This is a genomic window from Pantoea sp. GbtcB22 (genome assembly GCF_019091025.1).
Classification (GTDB): Bacteria; Pseudomonadota; Gammaproteobacteria; order Enterobacterales; family Enterobacteriaceae; genus Pantoea; species Pantoea leporis.
The window spans coordinates 289893-307040 of sequence record NZ_JAGXKB010000004.1 but is presented as its reverse complement, the minus strand read 5'-3'; the positions used below and the strand labels follow the sequence as shown (position 1 = coordinate 307040).

The 17148-nt window shown below is 56.2% G+C and carries 17 protein-coding genes; 9 read left to right on the top strand and 8 right to left on the bottom strand.

The window, feature by feature from the left end:
• Positions 1 to 9 precede the first annotated feature (9 nt).
• From nlpI to KVT28_RS15715, 3 genes are all read left to right on the top strand, one after another.
• Positions 10 to 894: a lipoprotein NlpI gene (nlpI, locus tag KVT28_RS15725; protein WP_008104288.1), complete on the top strand. Its 885-nt coding sequence runs from the start codon at positions 10 to 12 to the stop codon at positions 892 to 894.
• Between the two features lie 104 nt (positions 895 to 998).
• On the top strand, positions 999 to 1055 hold the full coding sequence (yrbN, locus tag KVT28_RS28220) for a protein YrbN (protein WP_098053093.1): 57 nt from the start codon (positions 999 to 1001) through the stop codon (positions 1053 to 1055).
• A gap of 16 nt (positions 1056 to 1071) precedes the next feature.
• Positions 1072 to 2982, top strand: coding sequence for a DEAD/DEAH family ATP-dependent RNA helicase (locus tag KVT28_RS15715; protein ID WP_101762247.1), 1911 nt, complete (start codon positions 1072 to 1074; stop codon positions 2980 to 2982).
• A 68-nt stretch (positions 2983 to 3050) separates the two neighbouring features.
• Here KVT28_RS15715 and KVT28_RS15710 read toward each other — a convergent pair whose 3' ends face one another.
• A complete protein-coding gene (locus tag KVT28_RS15710) occupies positions 3051 to 3797 on the bottom strand; it encodes an SDR family NAD(P)-dependent oxidoreductase (RefSeq protein WP_101762246.1) in 747 nt (248 codons plus the stop codon).
• A gap of 183 nt (positions 3798 to 3980) precedes the next feature.
• Here KVT28_RS15710 and KVT28_RS15705 point away from each other — a divergent pair, with 183 nt between their 5' ends.
• The gene (locus tag KVT28_RS15705) at positions 3981 to 4898 is read left to right on the top strand and encodes an AraC family transcriptional regulator (protein WP_110868063.1); all 918 of its coding nucleotides are present in this window, start codon (positions 3981 to 3983) and stop codon (positions 4896 to 4898) included.
• Between the two features lie 3 nt (positions 4899 to 4901).
• Here KVT28_RS15705 and KVT28_RS15700 read toward each other — a convergent pair whose 3' ends face one another.
• The 3 genes from KVT28_RS15700 to KVT28_RS15690 all read right to left on the bottom strand — a co-directional run bounded on the left by KVT28_RS15700 (position 4902) and on the right by KVT28_RS15690 (position 7919).
• The gene (locus KVT28_RS15700) at positions 4902 to 5912 is read right to left on the bottom strand and encodes a luciferase-like monooxygenase (protein ID WP_137385066.1); all 1011 of its coding nucleotides are present in this window, start codon (positions 5910 to 5912) and stop codon (positions 4902 to 4904) included.
• 117 nt (positions 5913 to 6029) lie between these two features.
• Positions 6030 to 6914, bottom strand: coding sequence for a U32 family peptidase (locus KVT28_RS15695; RefSeq protein WP_217549214.1), 885 nt, complete (start codon positions 6912 to 6914; stop codon positions 6030 to 6032).
• Between the two features lie 9 nt (positions 6915 to 6923).
• Positions 6924 to 7919, bottom strand: a complete 996-nt coding sequence (locus tag KVT28_RS15690; protein ID WP_217549212.1) for a peptidase U32 family protein — start codon at positions 7917 to 7919, stop codon at positions 6924 to 6926.
• 203 nt (positions 7920 to 8122) lie between these two features.
• Between KVT28_RS15690 and KVT28_RS15685 the strand changes: the two genes are divergently transcribed.
• Together KVT28_RS15685 and KVT28_RS15680 are read left to right on the top strand one after the other, a co-directional pair.
• A complete protein-coding gene (locus KVT28_RS15685) occupies positions 8123 to 8647 on the top strand; it encodes an SCP2 domain-containing protein (RefSeq protein ID WP_101762372.1) in 525 nt (174 codons plus the stop codon).
• Complete coding sequence (locus tag KVT28_RS15680; protein ID WP_101762241.1) at positions 8641 to 9147, top strand: GNAT family N-acetyltransferase; 507 nt, start codon at positions 8641 to 8643, stop codon at positions 9145 to 9147. The genes KVT28_RS15685 and KVT28_RS15680 overlap by 7 nt, the downstream gene beginning before the upstream one ends.
• On the opposite strand, the gene KVT28_RS15675 is transcribed toward KVT28_RS15680, so the two are convergent.
• A complete protein-coding gene (locus KVT28_RS15675; protein WP_101762240.1) occupies positions 9131 to 9418 on the bottom strand; it encodes a GIY-YIG nuclease family protein in 288 nt (95 codons plus the stop codon). The two genes, KVT28_RS15680 and KVT28_RS15675, sit on opposite strands and share 17 nt — an antisense overlap.
• Before the next feature lie 80 nt (positions 9419 to 9498).
• On the opposite strand from KVT28_RS15675, the gene KVT28_RS15670 reads away from it, so the two are divergent.
• Positions 9499 to 9924, top strand: coding sequence for a YhbP family protein (locus KVT28_RS15670; protein ID WP_101762239.1), 426 nt, complete (start codon positions 9499 to 9501; stop codon positions 9922 to 9924).
• Between the two features lie 38 nt (positions 9925 to 9962).
• On the opposite strand, the gene KVT28_RS15665 is transcribed toward KVT28_RS15670, so the two are convergent.
• Positions 9963 to 10484: a type 1 glutamine amidotransferase domain-containing protein gene (locus tag KVT28_RS15665; protein WP_101762238.1), complete on the bottom strand. Its 522-nt coding sequence runs from the start codon at positions 10482 to 10484 to the stop codon at positions 9963 to 9965.
• 239 nt (positions 10485 to 10723) lie between these two features.
• Between KVT28_RS15665 and KVT28_RS15660 the strand changes: the two genes are divergently transcribed.
• Positions 10724 to 11758: a permease gene (locus tag KVT28_RS15660; RefSeq protein WP_217549210.1), complete on the top strand. Its 1035-nt coding sequence runs from the start codon at positions 10724 to 10726 to the stop codon at positions 11756 to 11758.
• Here the strand turns inward: KVT28_RS15660 and nrdG are convergent.
• The gene (gene nrdG, locus KVT28_RS15655; protein WP_101762236.1) at positions 11651 to 12217 is read right to left on the bottom strand and encodes an anaerobic ribonucleoside-triphosphate reductase-activating protein; all 567 of its coding nucleotides are present in this window, start codon (positions 12215 to 12217) and stop codon (positions 11651 to 11653) included. The genes KVT28_RS15660 and nrdG overlap by 108 nt on opposite strands.
• On the bottom strand, positions 12214 to 14352 hold the full coding sequence (nrdD, locus tag KVT28_RS15650) for an anaerobic ribonucleoside-triphosphate reductase (RefSeq protein WP_217549208.1): 2139 nt from the start codon (positions 14350 to 14352) through the stop codon (positions 12214 to 12216). The genes nrdG and nrdD overlap by 4 nt, the downstream gene beginning before the upstream one ends.
• 268 nt (positions 14353 to 14620) lie before the next feature.
• On the opposite strand from nrdD, the gene KVT28_RS15645 reads away from it, so the two are divergent.
• Positions 14621 to 17005, top strand: coding sequence for a beta-N-acetylhexosaminidase (locus tag KVT28_RS15645; RefSeq protein WP_217549206.1), 2385 nt, complete (start codon positions 14621 to 14623; stop codon positions 17003 to 17005).
• Positions 17006 to 17148 lie beyond the last annotated feature (143 nt).

Sequence of the window (17148 nt, the reverse complement as noted above, 5' to 3'; positions counted from 1 at the left end):
GAGTGGGAAATGAAGCCTTTTTTGCGCTGGTGTTTTGTTGCGACAGCTATCACGCTGGCAGGATGCAGCAACTCCAATTGGCGTAAGAACGAAGTTCTGGCAGTACCTTTGCAGCCCACACTGCAGCAAGAGGTGATCCTGGCGCGAATGGAACAAATTCTTGCCAGTCGTGCCCTGACCGATGATGAACGCGCACAGCTATTATATGAGCGCGGAGTGTTGTATGATAGTTTGGGTCTGAGGGCATTAGCGCGGAACGATTTTTCGCAAGCGCTGTCTATAAGACCAGATATGCCTGAGGTATTTAACTATCTCGGTATATACTTAACGCAGGCAGGCAACTTTGATGCTGCCTATGAAGCGTTTGATTCTGTACTTGAGCTTGATCCAACTTACAACTATGCGCATTTAAACCGTGGTATCGCCCTCTATTACGGCGGTCGATACAAGTTAGCGCAAGATGATCTGCTGGCGTTTTATCAAGACGATCCTAACGATCCATTCCGCAGCCTTTGGCTCTATCTCGTTGAAAGCGATATGGATGCCGACAAGGCAAAAGTTACGCTGAGACAGCGTCATGACAAAGCGGTTCGCGATCAATGGGGATGGAATATTGTCGAGTTCTACCTTGGCGACATCAGTGAAAAAACGCTGATGGAACGTCTCAAGGCGGACGCAACGGATAACACCTCGCTCGCTGAACATCTCAGTGAAACCAACTTCTATTTAGGTAAGTATTACCTAAGTCTGGGGGAGAAGGACGACGCGAAAGCGTTGTTCAAACTGGCGGTGGCCAACAACGTAAATAACTTTGTTGAGCACCGATACGCATTGTTGGAACTGGCGCAACTCGGCCAGACACAAGACGATTTATCAGAATCTGACCAGCAATAGCTGACGAACTTTTATTGCCTGAATACCTGTAAAGTCATCATCTTCAGAGATGAGGGCTTTTCTGTTCGTCAAAACTTCTAATTTGAGCCGGTTCACACTTTTTGATGAAAATGACTGAAAGTTTTCACGACGAGTTATGTAGACTGGCCGCCGCAATCTAAGAGGCACGTGTACTACATGACTGATATTCAAACCACTTTTGCTGACCTTGGCCTGAACGCCGACATCCTCGAATCACTGAACGGTATGGGCTACGTAAAGCCTTCTCCAATCCAGGCTGAGTGTATTCCTCATCTGCTGGCTGGCCGTGACGTGTTGGGTATGGCGCAGACCGGTAGTGGTAAAACTGCGGCATTCTCACTGCCGCTGCTAAACAACATTGATGCTACTGTTAAAGCACCGCAAATTTTGGTGCTGGCACCTACCCGCGAATTGGCGGTACAGGTTGCTGAAGCCGTCACAGAATTCTCTAAACACATGCGTGGCATTAACGTGGTAGCTCTGTACGGCGGCCAACGTTATGACGTACAGCTGCGCGCCCTGCGTCAGGGACCACAAGTTGTTGTGGGTACCCCTGGTCGTCTGCTGGATCACCTGAAGCGTGGCACGTTAGATCTGTCTAACCTGCGCGGTCTGGTGCTGGACGAAGCGGATGAAATGCTGCGTATGGGCTTCATCGAAGACGTTGAAACCATTATGGCGCAGATTCCAGACGGTCATCAGACCGCGCTGTTCTCAGCCACCATGCCAGAAGCGATTCGTCGTATTACCAAGCGTTTCATGAAAGATCCACAGGAAGTGCGCATCCAGTCAAGCCTGACTACGCGCCCGGACATTTCTCAGTCTTACTGGACCGCATACGGCCGTAAAACTGATGCGCTGGTTCGTTTCCTGGAAGCGGAAGATTTCGATGCAGCCATCATCTTCGTGCGTACCAAAAATGCCACGCTGGAAGTGGCCGAAGCGCTGGAGCGCAGCGGTTATAACAGCGCAGCACTGAACGGCGACATGAACCAGGCACTGCGTGAGCAGACGCTGGAGCGTTTGAAAGATGGTCGTCTCGACATCCTGATCGCGACCGACGTTGCAGCACGTGGCCTGGACGTTGAGCGTATCAGCCTGGTTGTAAACTTTGATATCCCAATGGATGCAGAGTCTTACGTTCACCGTATCGGTCGTACCGGCCGTGCTGGTCGTGCAGGTCGTGCGTTGCTGTTCGTTGAGAACCGCGAGCGTCGTCTGCTGCGCAACATCGAACGCACCATGAAGCTGACCATTCCAGAAGTTGAGCTGCCAAACGCAGAACTGCTGGGTGAGCGTCGTCTGGCTAAGTTCGCGGCGAAAGTACAGCAGCAGCTGGAAAGCAGCGATCTGGATCAGTACCGCGCACTGCTGAGCAAAATGCAGCCGGGCGAAGATCTGGATATCGAAACGCTGGCCGCAGCACTGCTGAAAATGGCTCAGGGCGAACGTCCACTGATTCTGCCACCAGAAGCACCGCGTCCAGCACGTCGCGAGTTCAGCGATCGTCCTGACCGTGGTGAGCGTCGTGATTCACGTGATTCTCGTGGTCCACGCGAAAGCCGTGACAGCCGCGATGGCGATCGTCCACGTCGTGAACGTCGTGACGTTGGCGAAATGCAGCTGTATCGCATTGAAGTGGGCCGTGATGATGGTGTTGAAGTTCGTCACATCGTTGGCGCGATCGCTAACGAAGGCGACATCAGCAGCCGTTACATCGGTAACATCAAGCTGTTTGGTACTCACTCAACCATCGAGCTGCCGAAAGGCATGCCGGGCGAAGTGCTGCAGCACTTTACTCGTACGCGTATTCTGAACAAACCGATGAATATGCAGCTGATGGGTGATGCGCCAGTGCACGAGCGTAGCGAACGTCGTCCATCTGCTGGCGGCGAACGTCGTGGCAATGGCGCACCGCGCGGTGATGGTGCTCCACGTGGCGAAGGCGCTCCACGTCGCTTCTCCGAACGTCGTGAAGGTGGCCGTGAAGGCGGACGCTTCAGCCGTGAAGGTGGTCGTGGCCCGCGTCCAGAAGGCGCTGCTGCACCACGTCGTCGTGACGCATAAGCGATAAACGCGAAAAGTAAAAAGGGACGCTAACGCGTCCCTTTTTTTATGCGCGTGGAAGGTAAATTTTACACGCCACCAGCAATCAGCACGCGTTCACCGCTAACGTAAGCTGACTCTTCTGACGCCAGAAACAGCGCCACCTGCGCCACATCTTCCGGCAAGCCAAAGCGTCCGAGCGGCGTTGCCGCTATCAGCTGTGCTTTCAACTCCGGGTGCATCTTCTTCGCCGCCAGCAAACCTTCGGTCAAAATAATGCCGGGTGCTAACGCATTGACGCGAATATTACGTGGCCCAAGCTCGCGTGCGAGGCCCTGCGTTAAGGTATCGATCGCGCCTTTGGTTGCTGCCCAAAGCACCGAGCCGGGCGTGCTGCGTTGGCTATTTAAAGCGCTAAGGTTGATGATGGAACCGCCGCGTGCGGGGAAATGTTTTGCCGCCTGCTGACACACCAGCAAGGTGCCCAGCAGATTCACATTCAGCTGCTGCTGCATCTCGCTGAGGCTAAGCCCGGCAAAGTCACCGTGGTGAAAAATGCCGGCGTTATTCACCACAATATCGGGTGCGCCAAACTGCTCAATGCTGCTAGCGAACAAGCGCTGCACATCGGCCTCGCGTGAAATATCAGCCTGTACGGCGATGGCGTCGCTACCCAGCGCCTGAATGTCGGTCACCACATCCGCCGCACCCACTTCGTCCTGAAGATAATTCACCACCACCCGAGCACCGGCCGCCGCGAAAGTCATGGCGATGGCGGCACCAATGCCTTTCGAAGCGCCCGTCACCAGCGCAATTTTGCCTTCAAGTGTTTTCATCGTGTCTCTCCACCTGAGATTTCGGGGAAAATAAAGCATGCGCTGTCCATACAATCGGGTGGTAGCGCAATCCTGCAAGCTTCTTGCACGATCCTGCAAATCTGCTGTTCAAGGACTAGTCGCAGCGCCAACCACAAGCGAGAATATCCACTCAGTGATTTCTTACCGCGGAGCACCGAGCGCATGATTCATCAGGAACAATGGCAGCAGTTGGTGGCAATTATTGCTCGCCACGCACCGCAGGATGGTCGTCACTATTGCCCAATTGACTTTCTCTCTTTCGGCCGCAGTTCTCAGCCCACCAGTTTGGCGCACGTGGCGACCTGGGCGAGCTTTGCCCTGATCGCGCAGGGGCAAAAAGCGCTGCGCATGGGTGATGAAGTGATGCATTACGGGCCGGGCGATTTACTGTTGGTGACGCTTGATATGCCGGTGCAATCCTGCGTGGTCATGGCAACGCCAGAGAAACCGAATCTTGGTGTGGGCATCACCATTAACGAAACGCGTCTGATGCGTTATCTGGAACACTTTCCGCACCATCAACTCGGCAGCACGGCGGTGAGCGAGCGCGGTATCGCCGTGCATAAAGTCGCGCCCCCGTTGGTGGATGCGGTGATGCGTTTGGTCGAGTTGCTGGATCACCCGCAGGACATTGCTGCGCTGGCACCGTTGATTGAGCAGGAGATTTTCTATCGTTTGCTGACTGGACCCGAAGGGCCGCGCATTCTCAACATGGCGTTGACTGAACGGCCAGGCAACAAAGTGGCGCGCGCCGCGCGTTGGCTACGCGAAAACTTTCATCAGCCGTTGAAAATGGATTTTCTGGCGAGCAGCGTAGGGATGAGTATTTCGTCGCTGCATCATCACTTTAAAGCGGTAACGGCGATGACGCCGATGCAGTATCAAAAGCAGCTGCGGCTCAACGAGGCGCGGCGTTTGATGTTGATTGAGAAGCTGGATGCCGGCACGGCGGGTTATCGGGTGGGTTATCAAAGTGCTTCGCAGTTCAGTCGTGAATACAGCCGTTTTCACGGTCAGTCACCGGCGCGAGACGTGCGAACCCTTGCGGTGGGCCCAGAGTGGTTAAACCCACCGCAATAAGGTTTACAGCGTGCGCGCTGCTTCCATTGCCAGCGCGAAGGAGCGCAGACGCGCCTGCGAATCGTAAATCTGGCCGTTAACCATAATTTCATCCGCCTGGGTTTCACGCATCAGCGCGGCGAGGCCGCTGCGGACTTTATCGCTATCGCCGACAATCGACATGCTGAGTGCCTGCTGCACGCCATATTGCTCGGACGGCGACCACAGATTATCCATGTTCTCCACCGGCGCAGGTAGCGGACCCGGTTTGCCGCGACGCAGATTAATAAACTGCTGCTGCATCGAGGTGAACAGGAAGCGGGCGTCACGTTCGCTATCGGCTGCGACAACGTTGACGCACACCATCGCATACGGCTTCGCCAGACGCGCGGAAGGTTTGAATTTCTCACGATAAAGATGCAGCGCCTGGAACAGCAGATCCGGCGCGAAATGCGAGGCAAATGCAAACGGCAAACCCAGCTGAGCGGCCAGTTGCGCGCTGTACAGGCTGGAACCGAGCAGCCACACCGGAATTTTCAATCCTAAACCTGGAACTGGTTGTACTGGCGGATGTTCTCCCTCTTCGGCGTCAAACCAGCGGATCAGTTCAGAGACATCTTCCGGAAAACTATCTGCCTGGCCGCTGGAAAGATGACGACGCAACGCCAGCATGGTGCGTTGGTCGGAACCCGGCGCGCGGCCCAGTCCCAAATCGATGCGCCCAGGATAGAGTGACTCGAGGGTACCAAACTGTTCGGCGATCACCAGCGGCGCGTGATTGGGCAGCATAATGCCGCCTGAACCGAGGCGCAGCGTTTCGGTATTAGCCGCTAAATAGCCAATCAGCACTGACGTCGCGGCGCTGGCAATCCCCGTCATATTATGGTGTTCCGCCAGCCAGTAGCGGTGAAAGCCCAATGCTTCGGACTGACGGGCCAGTGCCAGCGAATTATGGAACGCGTCGCGTGCAGTGGAACCTTGTGGAATAGGGGCCAGATCCAACACGGACAGGCGAACAGTTTTTTTCTCAGACATGGGCACTCCAAATAGGGATGGCGCAGGTGTTTAGTCGGACCTGCGCTTGTGAGTATTACTCATCGTTACCTATATTAAAACTGCTAATAACAGCAGGAATATAGCCGGAATGTGCCTTTACCTGCCGCCTTCCAGTGCCATTCCCGCCAGGCGACGCCAATAACCATTACAATCACTGCCGCGCGCCATCATTAGCGGTGCCTGACCGGCTTCGTTGGCGCGGAAGCGATCCACTTCGGCGAGCGTACTTTCGCCCTGGGGCGACAAACGCACAATGTCGATCCAGTTATGCATGCCGCTCAGGTCATTGCTGAGATTGTAGCAATAGCCGCTCATGGTCTGAATGCCGTTGAGCACAAACACCTGCTGGCCTTCCTGCGAGAGCACGCGACGGCCGGTTGGGTAATTGATGCAGCAGGTTTGGCAATCATCTTTGCCACGATTCTCGGCGCGTGCGGTAAAGCAGCGTGCTGACAGCGCCAGCGGCAGATGACCATAGCCGAGCACTTCCACCTCAAATTGTTCGCGTACACCCGCCGCATCGCACTGTTGCAGCAATTGAATCAGCCAGTCGCGGGACATCTCCACCGGAATGCACCAGCGCGTCATGCCTTCTTTCAGCAACAGTTGCAGCGTCTGCGCGTTATACACATTCAGCGTTGGGCCGGCGACAAACGGCAATTTGCGCTCCGCCGCCATATTCACGGTGCCGATATCATTGGCTTCCAGCAGGAACTCACCGTTCTCGACATAGCGGCGCAGCTCTTTGACTTCCGATGGCGACTGCAGCAGTGCCAACGTACTCAGCACCACTTGCTTGCCCTGCAGCGCCAGCATGCGCGCGATGTCCATCCATTGATGGAACGAGGTGGCGCGTCTTTTACTGCAGACGGCTTCGCCGAGATAAATGATCTCGGCGCTGCTCTCGGCGGCGCGTTGATAAAAGGTTTCCAGCGTTGCAGTTGGCCAGTACCACAGCACCGGCCCGATGGCGTATTTCATGTGATCTCCTTATTGCCAGTCACGGTGATAAGCACCGAGCGTGGTTTGGCTGCCTTCTGATAACTCGCCCAACGCCTGCATCCAGGGTTCCTGCACGGCATACTGTTCCGGCGATGCCATGCAGCGATCAATGGCCTGACGCCAAACTTTCGCTACCTGCGCCACATAGGCCGGGCTGCGCTGGCGTCCTTCAATTTTCACCGAGGCAATGTTGGCGCGCAGCAGTTCAGGCAGCAGCGACAAGGTGTTCAGGCTGGTAGGTTCTTCCAGTACGTGATAGAGCTGGTTATCCACTTCGTAACGGCCTTTGCACAAGGTGGGATAGCCAGCGCTCTCGTCGGGCGCATAACGGTCAATCAGCACCTCATTCAGGCGCGATTCCATGCCTTTTGGCGTCTGCTGCCAACGCACAAATTTCGCCGGCGAGCAGGCTCCCGCGCTGTTAGGCGACTCGCCGGTCAGCCAGGAAGAGAGGTAGCAGCGGCCTTCAGCCATAATGCACAGGCTACCGAAAGCGAACACTTCCAGCGGTACCGGCGTTTCACGCGCCAGCTGTTTGACCTGATGCATAGACAGCACGCGCGGCAGCACCACGCGGTTGAGTTGAAAATGACGATGGTAAAAATGGATGGCCTGCAGATTGGTGGCGGAGGCCTGTACCGAAAGGTGACGCTCAACCTGCGGATAATGTTTTGCCGCGTACTCCAGCGTGGCAATATCCGCCAGAATCAACGCATCCGCGCCGTTCTGAGCGGCAACATCAATCGCGCTTTGCCAGCGATTGATGCCATCAGGATGGGCGAAGGTGTTGATTGCCACATGCAATTTGCGGCGATGCTGATGCAGATAGCGTGCGGCTTCAGCCAGTTTCTTATCGGTAAAATTGAGGCCAGCAAAGTGGCGGGCATTGGTATCGTCTTTCAGGCCGACATACACCGCGTCAGCACCATGCTCCACCGCCGATTTCAGCGCAGGCAAATTCCCCGCCGGACACAGCAGTTCCATACATTTTCCTCCCCGGATTCTGAAGCCGAAGAGTGTAAATAACTGACCCGACAGCAATGTTGATTTAAGGCAGTGAAAGCGGCATTGATGATCGGGAGTGAAGGTTTTTCGTCCAGCCAGGCGGCGATTTCCTTGATCTCAGTGGAGGCGAAGCCGGTCAGATGTGGCAAAATAGATGAAATTTTCTGAAGGGAATGACGATGATGTTTGCGCGCTTACGCGGTCTGATTGTTGAAAAAGGGCCAGAATTCCTTGCTTTACCTGTTTCCATTACCCCTTTCCCGCTAAAAAAAGCTATTCTGCAACAACTCCTAAACTGGCAATTTCGTCATGCTTTGTCTGAAGGTGAGTTAGACTTTCTGGAAGGGCGTTATCTGGGGATTGAGGTTGCCGATGTGAATCTGCGCTGGATCACCACCCTGCAAGCAGGGCGCCTGACCGTTTCGCGCGACACCGAGGCTGATGTCTGGTTTCGCGGTGAAGCCAACGATCTGTTGCTGGTGGCAGCACGCAAAGCGGATCCCGATATGTTGTTCTTTCAACGCCGTCTGGTGATTGAAGGTGACACTGAGCTGGGACTTGAGGTGAAAAACCTGATGGATGCCATTGAACTGGATGCCATGCCCACGCCATTACGCACGGGATTGCAGCAGCTCGCTGCTTTTATTGAGACAGGAATGAAACAGGACGCGAAGGCCGCTGAGGCGCGCGCGGGGATCTCATGTTGATTCGTACTGAAATTGGCGTTGATGCAGCAGGCATCGATAGCCTGTTAAAGCGCAGTTTTGCTACCGCTGCCGAAGCGGAACTGATACAGCAACTGCGCGAAGATGGCTTGCTGACTCTCGGTGTAGTTGCCACAGATGATGAAGGTCAGGTGCTGGGTTATGCCGCTTTCAGTCCGGTGACCCTGCAGGGAGAAGACCGCAACTGGGTCGCTTTGGCGCCGCTCGCCGTGGATGAATCGGTGCGCAAACAGGGCCTTGCTAAACGGCTGGTGTATGAAGGGTTGGATTCACTGAATGAGTTCAGCTACAGCGCCGTGGTGGTGCTGGGCGATCCTGAGTTCTACAATCCACTCGGCTTTGAACCGGCGGCACGTCATGGTTTGCACTGTCGCTGGTTAGGCAGTGAAGCGGCCTTTCAGGTTTACAAACTGGCCGACGATGCGTTTGTCGGTGCAGAAGGGCTGATCGAATTCGCGCTGCCGTTTAACCGTTTCGACTAAACCAGGCCACTAAGCAGGGCGGCTGCTGTGCAACCAGCAGCAGCTTTTGCGCGCGGCTCAGCTGCTTCACCTGATATTCCAGGCGTGACGCCGCCGCCCGATCGCCCGCATCGCAGTGAAACACCAGCGTCAGCGGGCCCTTGCCACGCAGCGAACGCGCGCCGCGTCCCTGCTGATGCTGTTGCAGCCGACGATTAACATCGGTGGTGATGCCGGTATACAGCATCCCTGCGGCGGTTTGTAGCAGATAAAGCTGCCAGCCTTGTTCCATCATACTTATCCCGAAAATTAGCTGGCAGGCAGTGTAGCGCGCTTCAGGCCGCATCGCTATTCGCCGCACGGAGTCCAATTTTGTCCGACCATGCTCATCTGATTCGCTACTTAAAAAAACAGCACGTGCTGTCGTTATCTGCCAGCCATGGCGACGATCTGTGGTGTGCCAACTGCTTTTATGTATTTGATGCCGCGAACATGGCGTTCTGGCTGATGACTGAACCAGACACGCGCCATGGCGCATTAATCCAGTCAAATCCGCGCGTGGCGGGCACGGTGAATGGCCAGCCCAAAAGTGTGCTGCTGATTAAAGGCGTGCAGTATCGCGGCGTGATTCAGCTGCTAAGCGGAAACAGGGAAGTTATTGCGCGTCACGCCTATCAGAAGCGTTTTCCAGTGGCAAAGAAGGTCACCGCACCATTGTGGGAAATCGTGCTCGACGAAGTGAAGATGACCGACAATGCGCTGGGCTTTGGCAAAAAGATTATCTGGACCCGGCCTTAGGGCCGCCATTCACGGCGACCCCAATGCAGGAAAAACTATCAGGCCGCGTTCAAAATCCGCAGCGACTCGCGATTAAACGCGGGCAGGTCTTCAGGCGTGCGGCTGGTAACTAACTTGTCATCATCCACCACCACTTCTTTATCGTAAAAATCCGCACCGGCATTACGCAGATCGATGGCGATGGCTTTTACGCTGGTCATTTTGCGGCCGCGCACGCCGTTCGCGCTGATCAGCAGCTGCGGGCCATGGCAAATGGCAAACACCGGCTTGCCGCTGGCGACAAACTCCCTGGTGAAGTTGACGAAACGATCGTCACCGCGCAGGGCATCGGGCGAGTGTCCGCCGGGCAGCAGCAGCGCATCGAACTCGGCTGCATTCACATCATCAATAGCCTTGTCGATGTTGACCTCAGCTTTACCCTGTTTCCCTTTAACGATGTTGCCGGCCTTAAACTCGATGGTAACCACTTCATGGCCCGCCTGAGTGTAAGCCTCCGCCGGTGAGGTAAACTCTGAGTCTTCAAATTCATCGGTAATCAGTACCGCTATTTTCTTGCTCATCTTTTTTCCTCCTTGTTGATCACGAACCTTATGTTCGTTGCACTTCTAACCCAACAAGCCTGGTAGCCATGTCGCAAAAAGCAAGCCAGCCGGCAATTCTTCCGGGAGGTAAATTTCCGCGCCGGATCAAGTTTAGGCGATTTCCACATGGCGCAATGAAATGACCTGAATGACACTAAGGCCTTTCCGCCGCGTATCCTAACGCGGCATCGTTATTCAGTTGAATACGGAATTCCGTGATGACCCAACTCCCTTCTCATGCCCCGGCGACACGCTTCGCCTGGTGGAAACCGCTGCTGTTCCTCGCCGTGGTAGTAATCGGCCTGTGGTATGTCAAATGGCAGCCTTATTACGGCAAAGCCTTTACTGCTGCCGAAACGCATTCGATCGGTAAATCGATTCTGGCCAATGCGGCGGACTCACCGTGGCGCGCGGCGCTCGATTACGCCATGGTCTATTTCCTCGCCGTGTGGAAAGCGGCCGTGCTCGGGGTGATCCTCGGATCGTTGGTGCAGGTGCTGATTCCGCGCGCCTGGCTGCTGCGTCTGATGGGCAGCTCACGCTTTGGCTCGACGCTGATGGGCACTGGATTAGGTTTGCCGGGCATGATGTGCAGCTGCTGTGCGGCACCAGTGACCGCTGGCTTACGTCAGTCACAGGTTTCCAGCGGTGCGGCGATGGCGTTCTGGCTGGCGAATCCGCTGCTCAATCCTGCCACGCTGATTTTTATGGGCTTTGTGCTCGGCTGGCATTTTGCGGCGATTCGGCTGGTGGCAGGTTTGATGATGGTGTTGGGCATCGCGTGGCTGGTGCAGCGCAGCGTGCCGGATCAAGCCGTTACCGCGCCCATTATCCCGGCCCGCGATGAACAGCCGTTTCTGTCACGCTGGCTGCGGGTGATGTGGCGACTGTTCTGCAACACCATTCCGCTGTATATCATCGCGGTATTGTTGCTCGGCGCCGCGCGCGTGTGGCTGTTCCCGCACGCGGATGGCGCGGTGGGTAATACGCTGTTTTGGGTGATGTTGATGGCAATCGCCGGCTGCCTGTTTGTGATTCCTACCGCCGCGGAAATCCCGATTGTGCAGACCATGATGCTGGCGGGCATGGGCATTGCGCCCGCGCTGGCGTTATTAGTCACGCTGCCCGCCGTGAGTGTGCCGTCGTTATTGATGCTGCATCGCGCCTTTCCCGCACGGGCGCTGTGGATCGCGCTGATCGGCGTGGCAGGCAGCGGCATGCTGCTCGGCGTGCTCGCCTTGTGGCTGGCGTAACCACCAAATCTTCTGATTGCGGCTGCCACGCCACAGCAGCCGCGCATCTTTCTCCGCTTCGATAAAGCGTCCATCAATCAGCACATCAATTTCCTCCACCACTTCGCGCTGCGCCGCGCTGAGTTCCGCCATTTCATATCCGGTCCACAGCCAGATATCCTTATCCGGACACTCACGCCGCACGCGTTTCACCAGACGACGTATATGCGGCACGTTGTGCGGATGCAGCGGATCGCCGCCGCTCAGCGACAAGCCCTGGCGCGCAATGCGCCGATCGTTAAGATCGGCGATCAGCTGCTCTTCCATCTCCAGCGTAAACGGCACGCCGGAATCCAGCCGCCACGTGCTTTGGTTGTAGCAGCCGCGACACTGATGTTCGCAGCCCGCGACAAACAGCGTGCAGCGCGTGCCGGGCCCGTTAACGATATCAACCGGATAATAGCCGTGGATGCGCATCATCCCAGTTTTCCTGTCTCCAGATGTTTAACGCGCCGCTGTACTTCTTGCTGCTTACCGGCGTTAAACGGACGCGCATCCGGGCTGCCGAGATAGCCGCACACGCGGCGCGTCACCGACACGCGCGCCGGATCGTGATTACCACAGCATGGGCAGGTAAACCCTTTGCTGGTGCAGCTAAACTCGCCGCTAAAGCCGCATTCGTAGCACTCATCAATCGGCGTATTGGTGCCGTAATAGGGCACGCGGTGATAGCTGTAATCCCAGACATCTTCGAGCGCTTTGAGGTTGTGCTGGATATTGGGATATTCGCCGTAACAGATGAATCCGCCGTTAGCGATGGCGGGATAGGGCGCTTCAAAGTCGATCTTGTCGTACGGATTGACCTTCTTCTCCACGTCGAGATGGAAGCTGTTGGTGTAATACCCTTTGTCGGTAACGCCGGCCACCACGCCAAATTCGGCGGCATCGAGGCGACAGAAGCGGTCGCACAGATTCTCACTCGGCGTGCTGTACAAGCTAAAGCCGTAGCCGGTTTCCGCTTTCCACGCATCCACCGCGCGGCGCAGGTGCGTGACAATCGCCACGCCTTTTTCCCGCAGGTAATCGGCGTCATACGGATGCACTTGGTTGCCGCTCAGCGCATTCAGCGTCTCATGCAAGCCGATGTAGCCAAGGGAAATTGAGGCGCGGCCGTTGCGGAAAATGGCGCCCACTTCGTCATCCGCTTTCAGGCGCACGCCGCAGGCACCTTCCATATAGAGAATCGGCGCTACGCGCGCTTTGGTTTTTTCCAATCGGGCGATACGCGTCATTAAGGCACGTTTCGCCAGCGCCAGACGTTCATCGAGCAAGCGCCAGAACTGCGCTTCATCGCCTTTGGCCTGCAGCGCGATACGTGGCAGATTGAGGCTAATGACGCCAATATTGTTGCGGCCTTCGTGAATCTGCTCGCCGTTCTCCTCGTAGACGCCAAGGAAGCTACGGCAGCCCATCGGCGTTTTAAACGAGCCGGTCACTTCCACCACTTTTTCGTAGTTGAGGATATCCGGATACATGCGCTTGCTGGCGCACTCTAACGCCAGCTGCTTGATATCGTAATTAACATCGGCAGGCCGATGATTCACGCCTTCGCGGATAGCAAACACCAGTTTCGGGAATACCGCGGTTTTGTGATTTTTGCCCAATCCGGCAATGCGGTTGCGCAGAATGGATTGCTGGATCAGGCGCGCGGCCCAGTCGGTGCCGAGGCCAAAGCCAAAGGTGACAAACGGCGTCTGGCCGTTGGCGGTGTGCAGCGTATTCACTTCATATTCCAGCGACTGAAACGCGTCGTAGCACTCTTTCTCGGTGCGAACGCGCGCATAGGCTTCGGCATCCGGAATCTGCCATTCCAGCGCCACCGCGCGGTGTTTTTCCAGACTGAGCGTAACGAAAGGTGCCAGCACTTCATCAATGCGATTGATGGTGGTGCCGCCGTAAATGTGGCTGGCGACCTGCGCGATGATCTGTGCGGTCACCGCCGTGGCGGTGGCGATTGATTTGGGCGGCTCGATCTCGGCGTTGCCCATCTTAAAACCGTGGGTCAGCATGCCGTGCAGATCGATTAGCATGCAGTTAAACATCGGGAAGAACGGAGAATAGTCGAGATCGTGATAGTGGATGTCACCACGTTCATGCGCCAGCACCACATCGCGTGGCAAGAGTTGCTGCTGAGCGTAATGTTTGGCGACGATGCCAGCCAGCAGATCGCGCTGGGTGGGAATCACTTTGCTGTCTTTATTCGCGTTTTCATTGAGCAGTGCGGCGTTGGTTTGCTCCACTAAACCGCGAATAGCGTGATGCAGTTTACCGCGCTGCTCGCGTGCTAAATCGCGGTCATGGCGATATTCGATGTAGGCACGCGCCAGCTGCGGCCAGCGTCCGCTCATTAGCGTCTCTTCCACCGCACACTGAATGTCGCGGATATCCACTTCAGCCTGTTCAGCCAGCTGCTGGCTGACCTGCGCCGCCACTTGCGCGCACCACGCCGTATCATCGATTTGTGCCGCAGCTGCAGCCGCGTTGACTGCCGCCTCGATCCGCTGCGCATCAAACGGCACTCTGCAGCCGTCACGCTTAATCACCACCGTCGCCATTTCTTCTCCATGAAACTATATGTAGATAATTTTAAGGAGTTTAATCGCTATATGTGGTGTTTGCGCTGAGATTAATCGCCGGCGGTTTGACCTACAACAAAGAAGCCACAACCAGGAATGAAAGCCGCGCAATGGTTAATCTGGCTAAAATACAAAAGTATTAACCCGCCTTGATTTCAGTTTGCTGCCACTTGCTTTGCAATGCGAAACAGGTTTAATGGGCCTTTTGCCCATTTTGGTCCGTTGTTTCATTTACAAGGATGCCCAGATGCCATTGCAAAGAACTCTGCTTGCCTGTTGTTTATCCATGACTTTTTCCGCCTTCGCCGCGCCGGCTGGAGACTTACCGCTGATGCCGTGGCCACAAAGCGTTGTGCAGCCAGCCGGCGGCGGGGCGTATGTGTTAACACCGCAGCTCACGTTGCATATCTCGGGCGATCATCTGGAAGGTGCTGAATCGCGCTGGCGCGCGCGCATTGCGCGGCAAACCGGCTGGCCGCTGCTGCCTACCAGCGCATCCAGCGATCATCCCAGCATTCAGGTACAAATCGCGCAGGCGGTTGATCCGCTTCCCCAACCAGACAGCGACGAAAGTTATCATCTGCTGGTTAACAGCGATGGCGTCTTGCTGAAAGCCAACACGCGCTTTGGCGCGATGCGCGGCATGGAAACTGTGCTGCAGCTGATTGAAAACACCGAAAACGGCACCGAAATTCCCTACGTCACCATTGACGACAAACCGCGCTTTCCGTGGCGCGGCGTGCTGATCGATTCGGCGCGCCACTTCCTGCCAATTGAAACCGTGAAACGACAAATCGACGGCATCGCCGCCGCGCGTATGAACGTGTTTCACTGGCACTTAACTGACGATCAAGGTTGGCGATTTGCCTCCAGCCACTATCCGCAGCTGCAGGAGAAAGCCAGCGACGGCTTGTACTACACGCAGCAGCAGATGCGCGATGTGGTGCGCTACGCCACGCAGCGCGGCGTACGCGTGGTACCGGAAATCGATCTGCCCGGTCATGCGTCGGCGATAGCAGTAGCGATGCCGGAGTTAATGAGCGCGCCGGGACCGTATCAGATGGAGCGCGGCTGGGGCGTGTTTAAGCCGCTGCTCGATCCCAGCAACGAAGCGGTATTTCGCTTTATCGACACCTTAATGGGCGAAGTGACGGCGATCTTCCCCGATCCCTACATCCACATTGGCGGTGATGAGGTTGATCCAACCCAGTGGAATGATTCCACACGCATTCAGCAGTTTATGCGCGACCACGGTTTAAAGGATACGCATGCGCTGCAAGCCTGGTTTAATCAGCGCGTTGAGAAAATCCTCGAAGCGCATCAGCGCCGCATGATCGGCTGGGATGAGGTTTACCATCCTGATCTGCCTAAAAGCATTCTGATTCAATCGTGGCAAGGACAGGATGCGTTGGGCACGGTGGCGAAAAACGACTTTCGCGGCATTCTCTCCACCGGTTTCTATCTCGATCAGCCGCAAACCGCCGCTTACCACTATCGCAATGAACCCTGGCCGCAGGGGCTTAACGGCGCGGATCAGGTGCAGGCAGGTGAGCAGGCGCAGAGCTGGCAATTCACCATGCCGCGTTTGAAAGGCAGCGCGCTGAAAGGCAGCTTTACCCTGATAGAAGGGAAAAACGGCTGGCGCGGCTTTATCGATTTCAGCGGCAAAGCGCGTCGCATGGTCAGTGATATCCGCTGGCTGTCGCCCACACAGCTGACGTTCAGCGTCGATACGTGGATGGGGCCATTCCAGCCGATGGTGACGCTAACGCAAGACAAGCTGACCGGTTATATGCTGGTGGGCAACGTGCGCTATCCCGCAGAAGGCAGCAAGTTGCCGCAGGTGCCAACCGGCATTGCGCCATCGCTGCCGACGCCGCAACAGATGCAGAACAACCTGATTGGCGGCGAAGCGGCGCTGTGGGCGGAGAATGTTAACAGCCGGGTAATCGATACACGCCTGTGGCCGCGCGCCTTTGTGGTGGCGGAGCGGTTATGGTCGGCGCAGGATGTCACCGACAGCGATAACATGTATCAGCGCCTGAGCGCGGTGGATCGCTGGGGCACTGTTTCAGTCGGCTTGCAGCAGCATCAGCAGGCTGAAGTGCAGATGATGCGACTGGCGAACAGCAGCGACATCACGCCGCTGCGCATATTGGCCGAAGTGCTGGAGCCAGCGCAGTACTACACGCGCCAGCATCTGAAATTTCAGGCGGGACATTACGACTACTTTGAACCGCTCAATCGTTTGGCGGATGTGTTGCCTGCCGAGAGCAACGCGGTGCGTGTGCTGGATAAGCAGGTGGATCGCTTGATCGCCAATCGCGCCGATCATGCGGCGGCGCACGCCATCCGTCAGCAATTGCAGCGCTGGCAGAACAACAGCGATGCGGTGATGCCGCTGATTTTGGGCAGCTATCAGCTCAAGCCGCTGCAGCAGCAAGTACAGCAAGTAGCAGAGTTGAGCCGGATGGGACTGGATTTGGTCAATGCGCTGGAACGTAATCAGGCGTATGGCGCAGGTGAGGTGGCGCAGATGCATTCACAACTGGATGCGGCAGCGCAGGTGCAGGATGAAACAGTGCTGGCGCTGGTGCGGCCGCTGGAGAAGTTGCTGCGATCGTTTAAATAAATATTGTGCTGGCTGTCCCCCATCCCGGCCTTCCCCCGCAAGCGGGGGAAGGAGATGCTGCCACATGCAGCTTCAATACTGACATGTGGCAGCATCTTCCTCCCCCATTTATGGGGGAGGACCGAGGAGGGGGACAGCCAGCA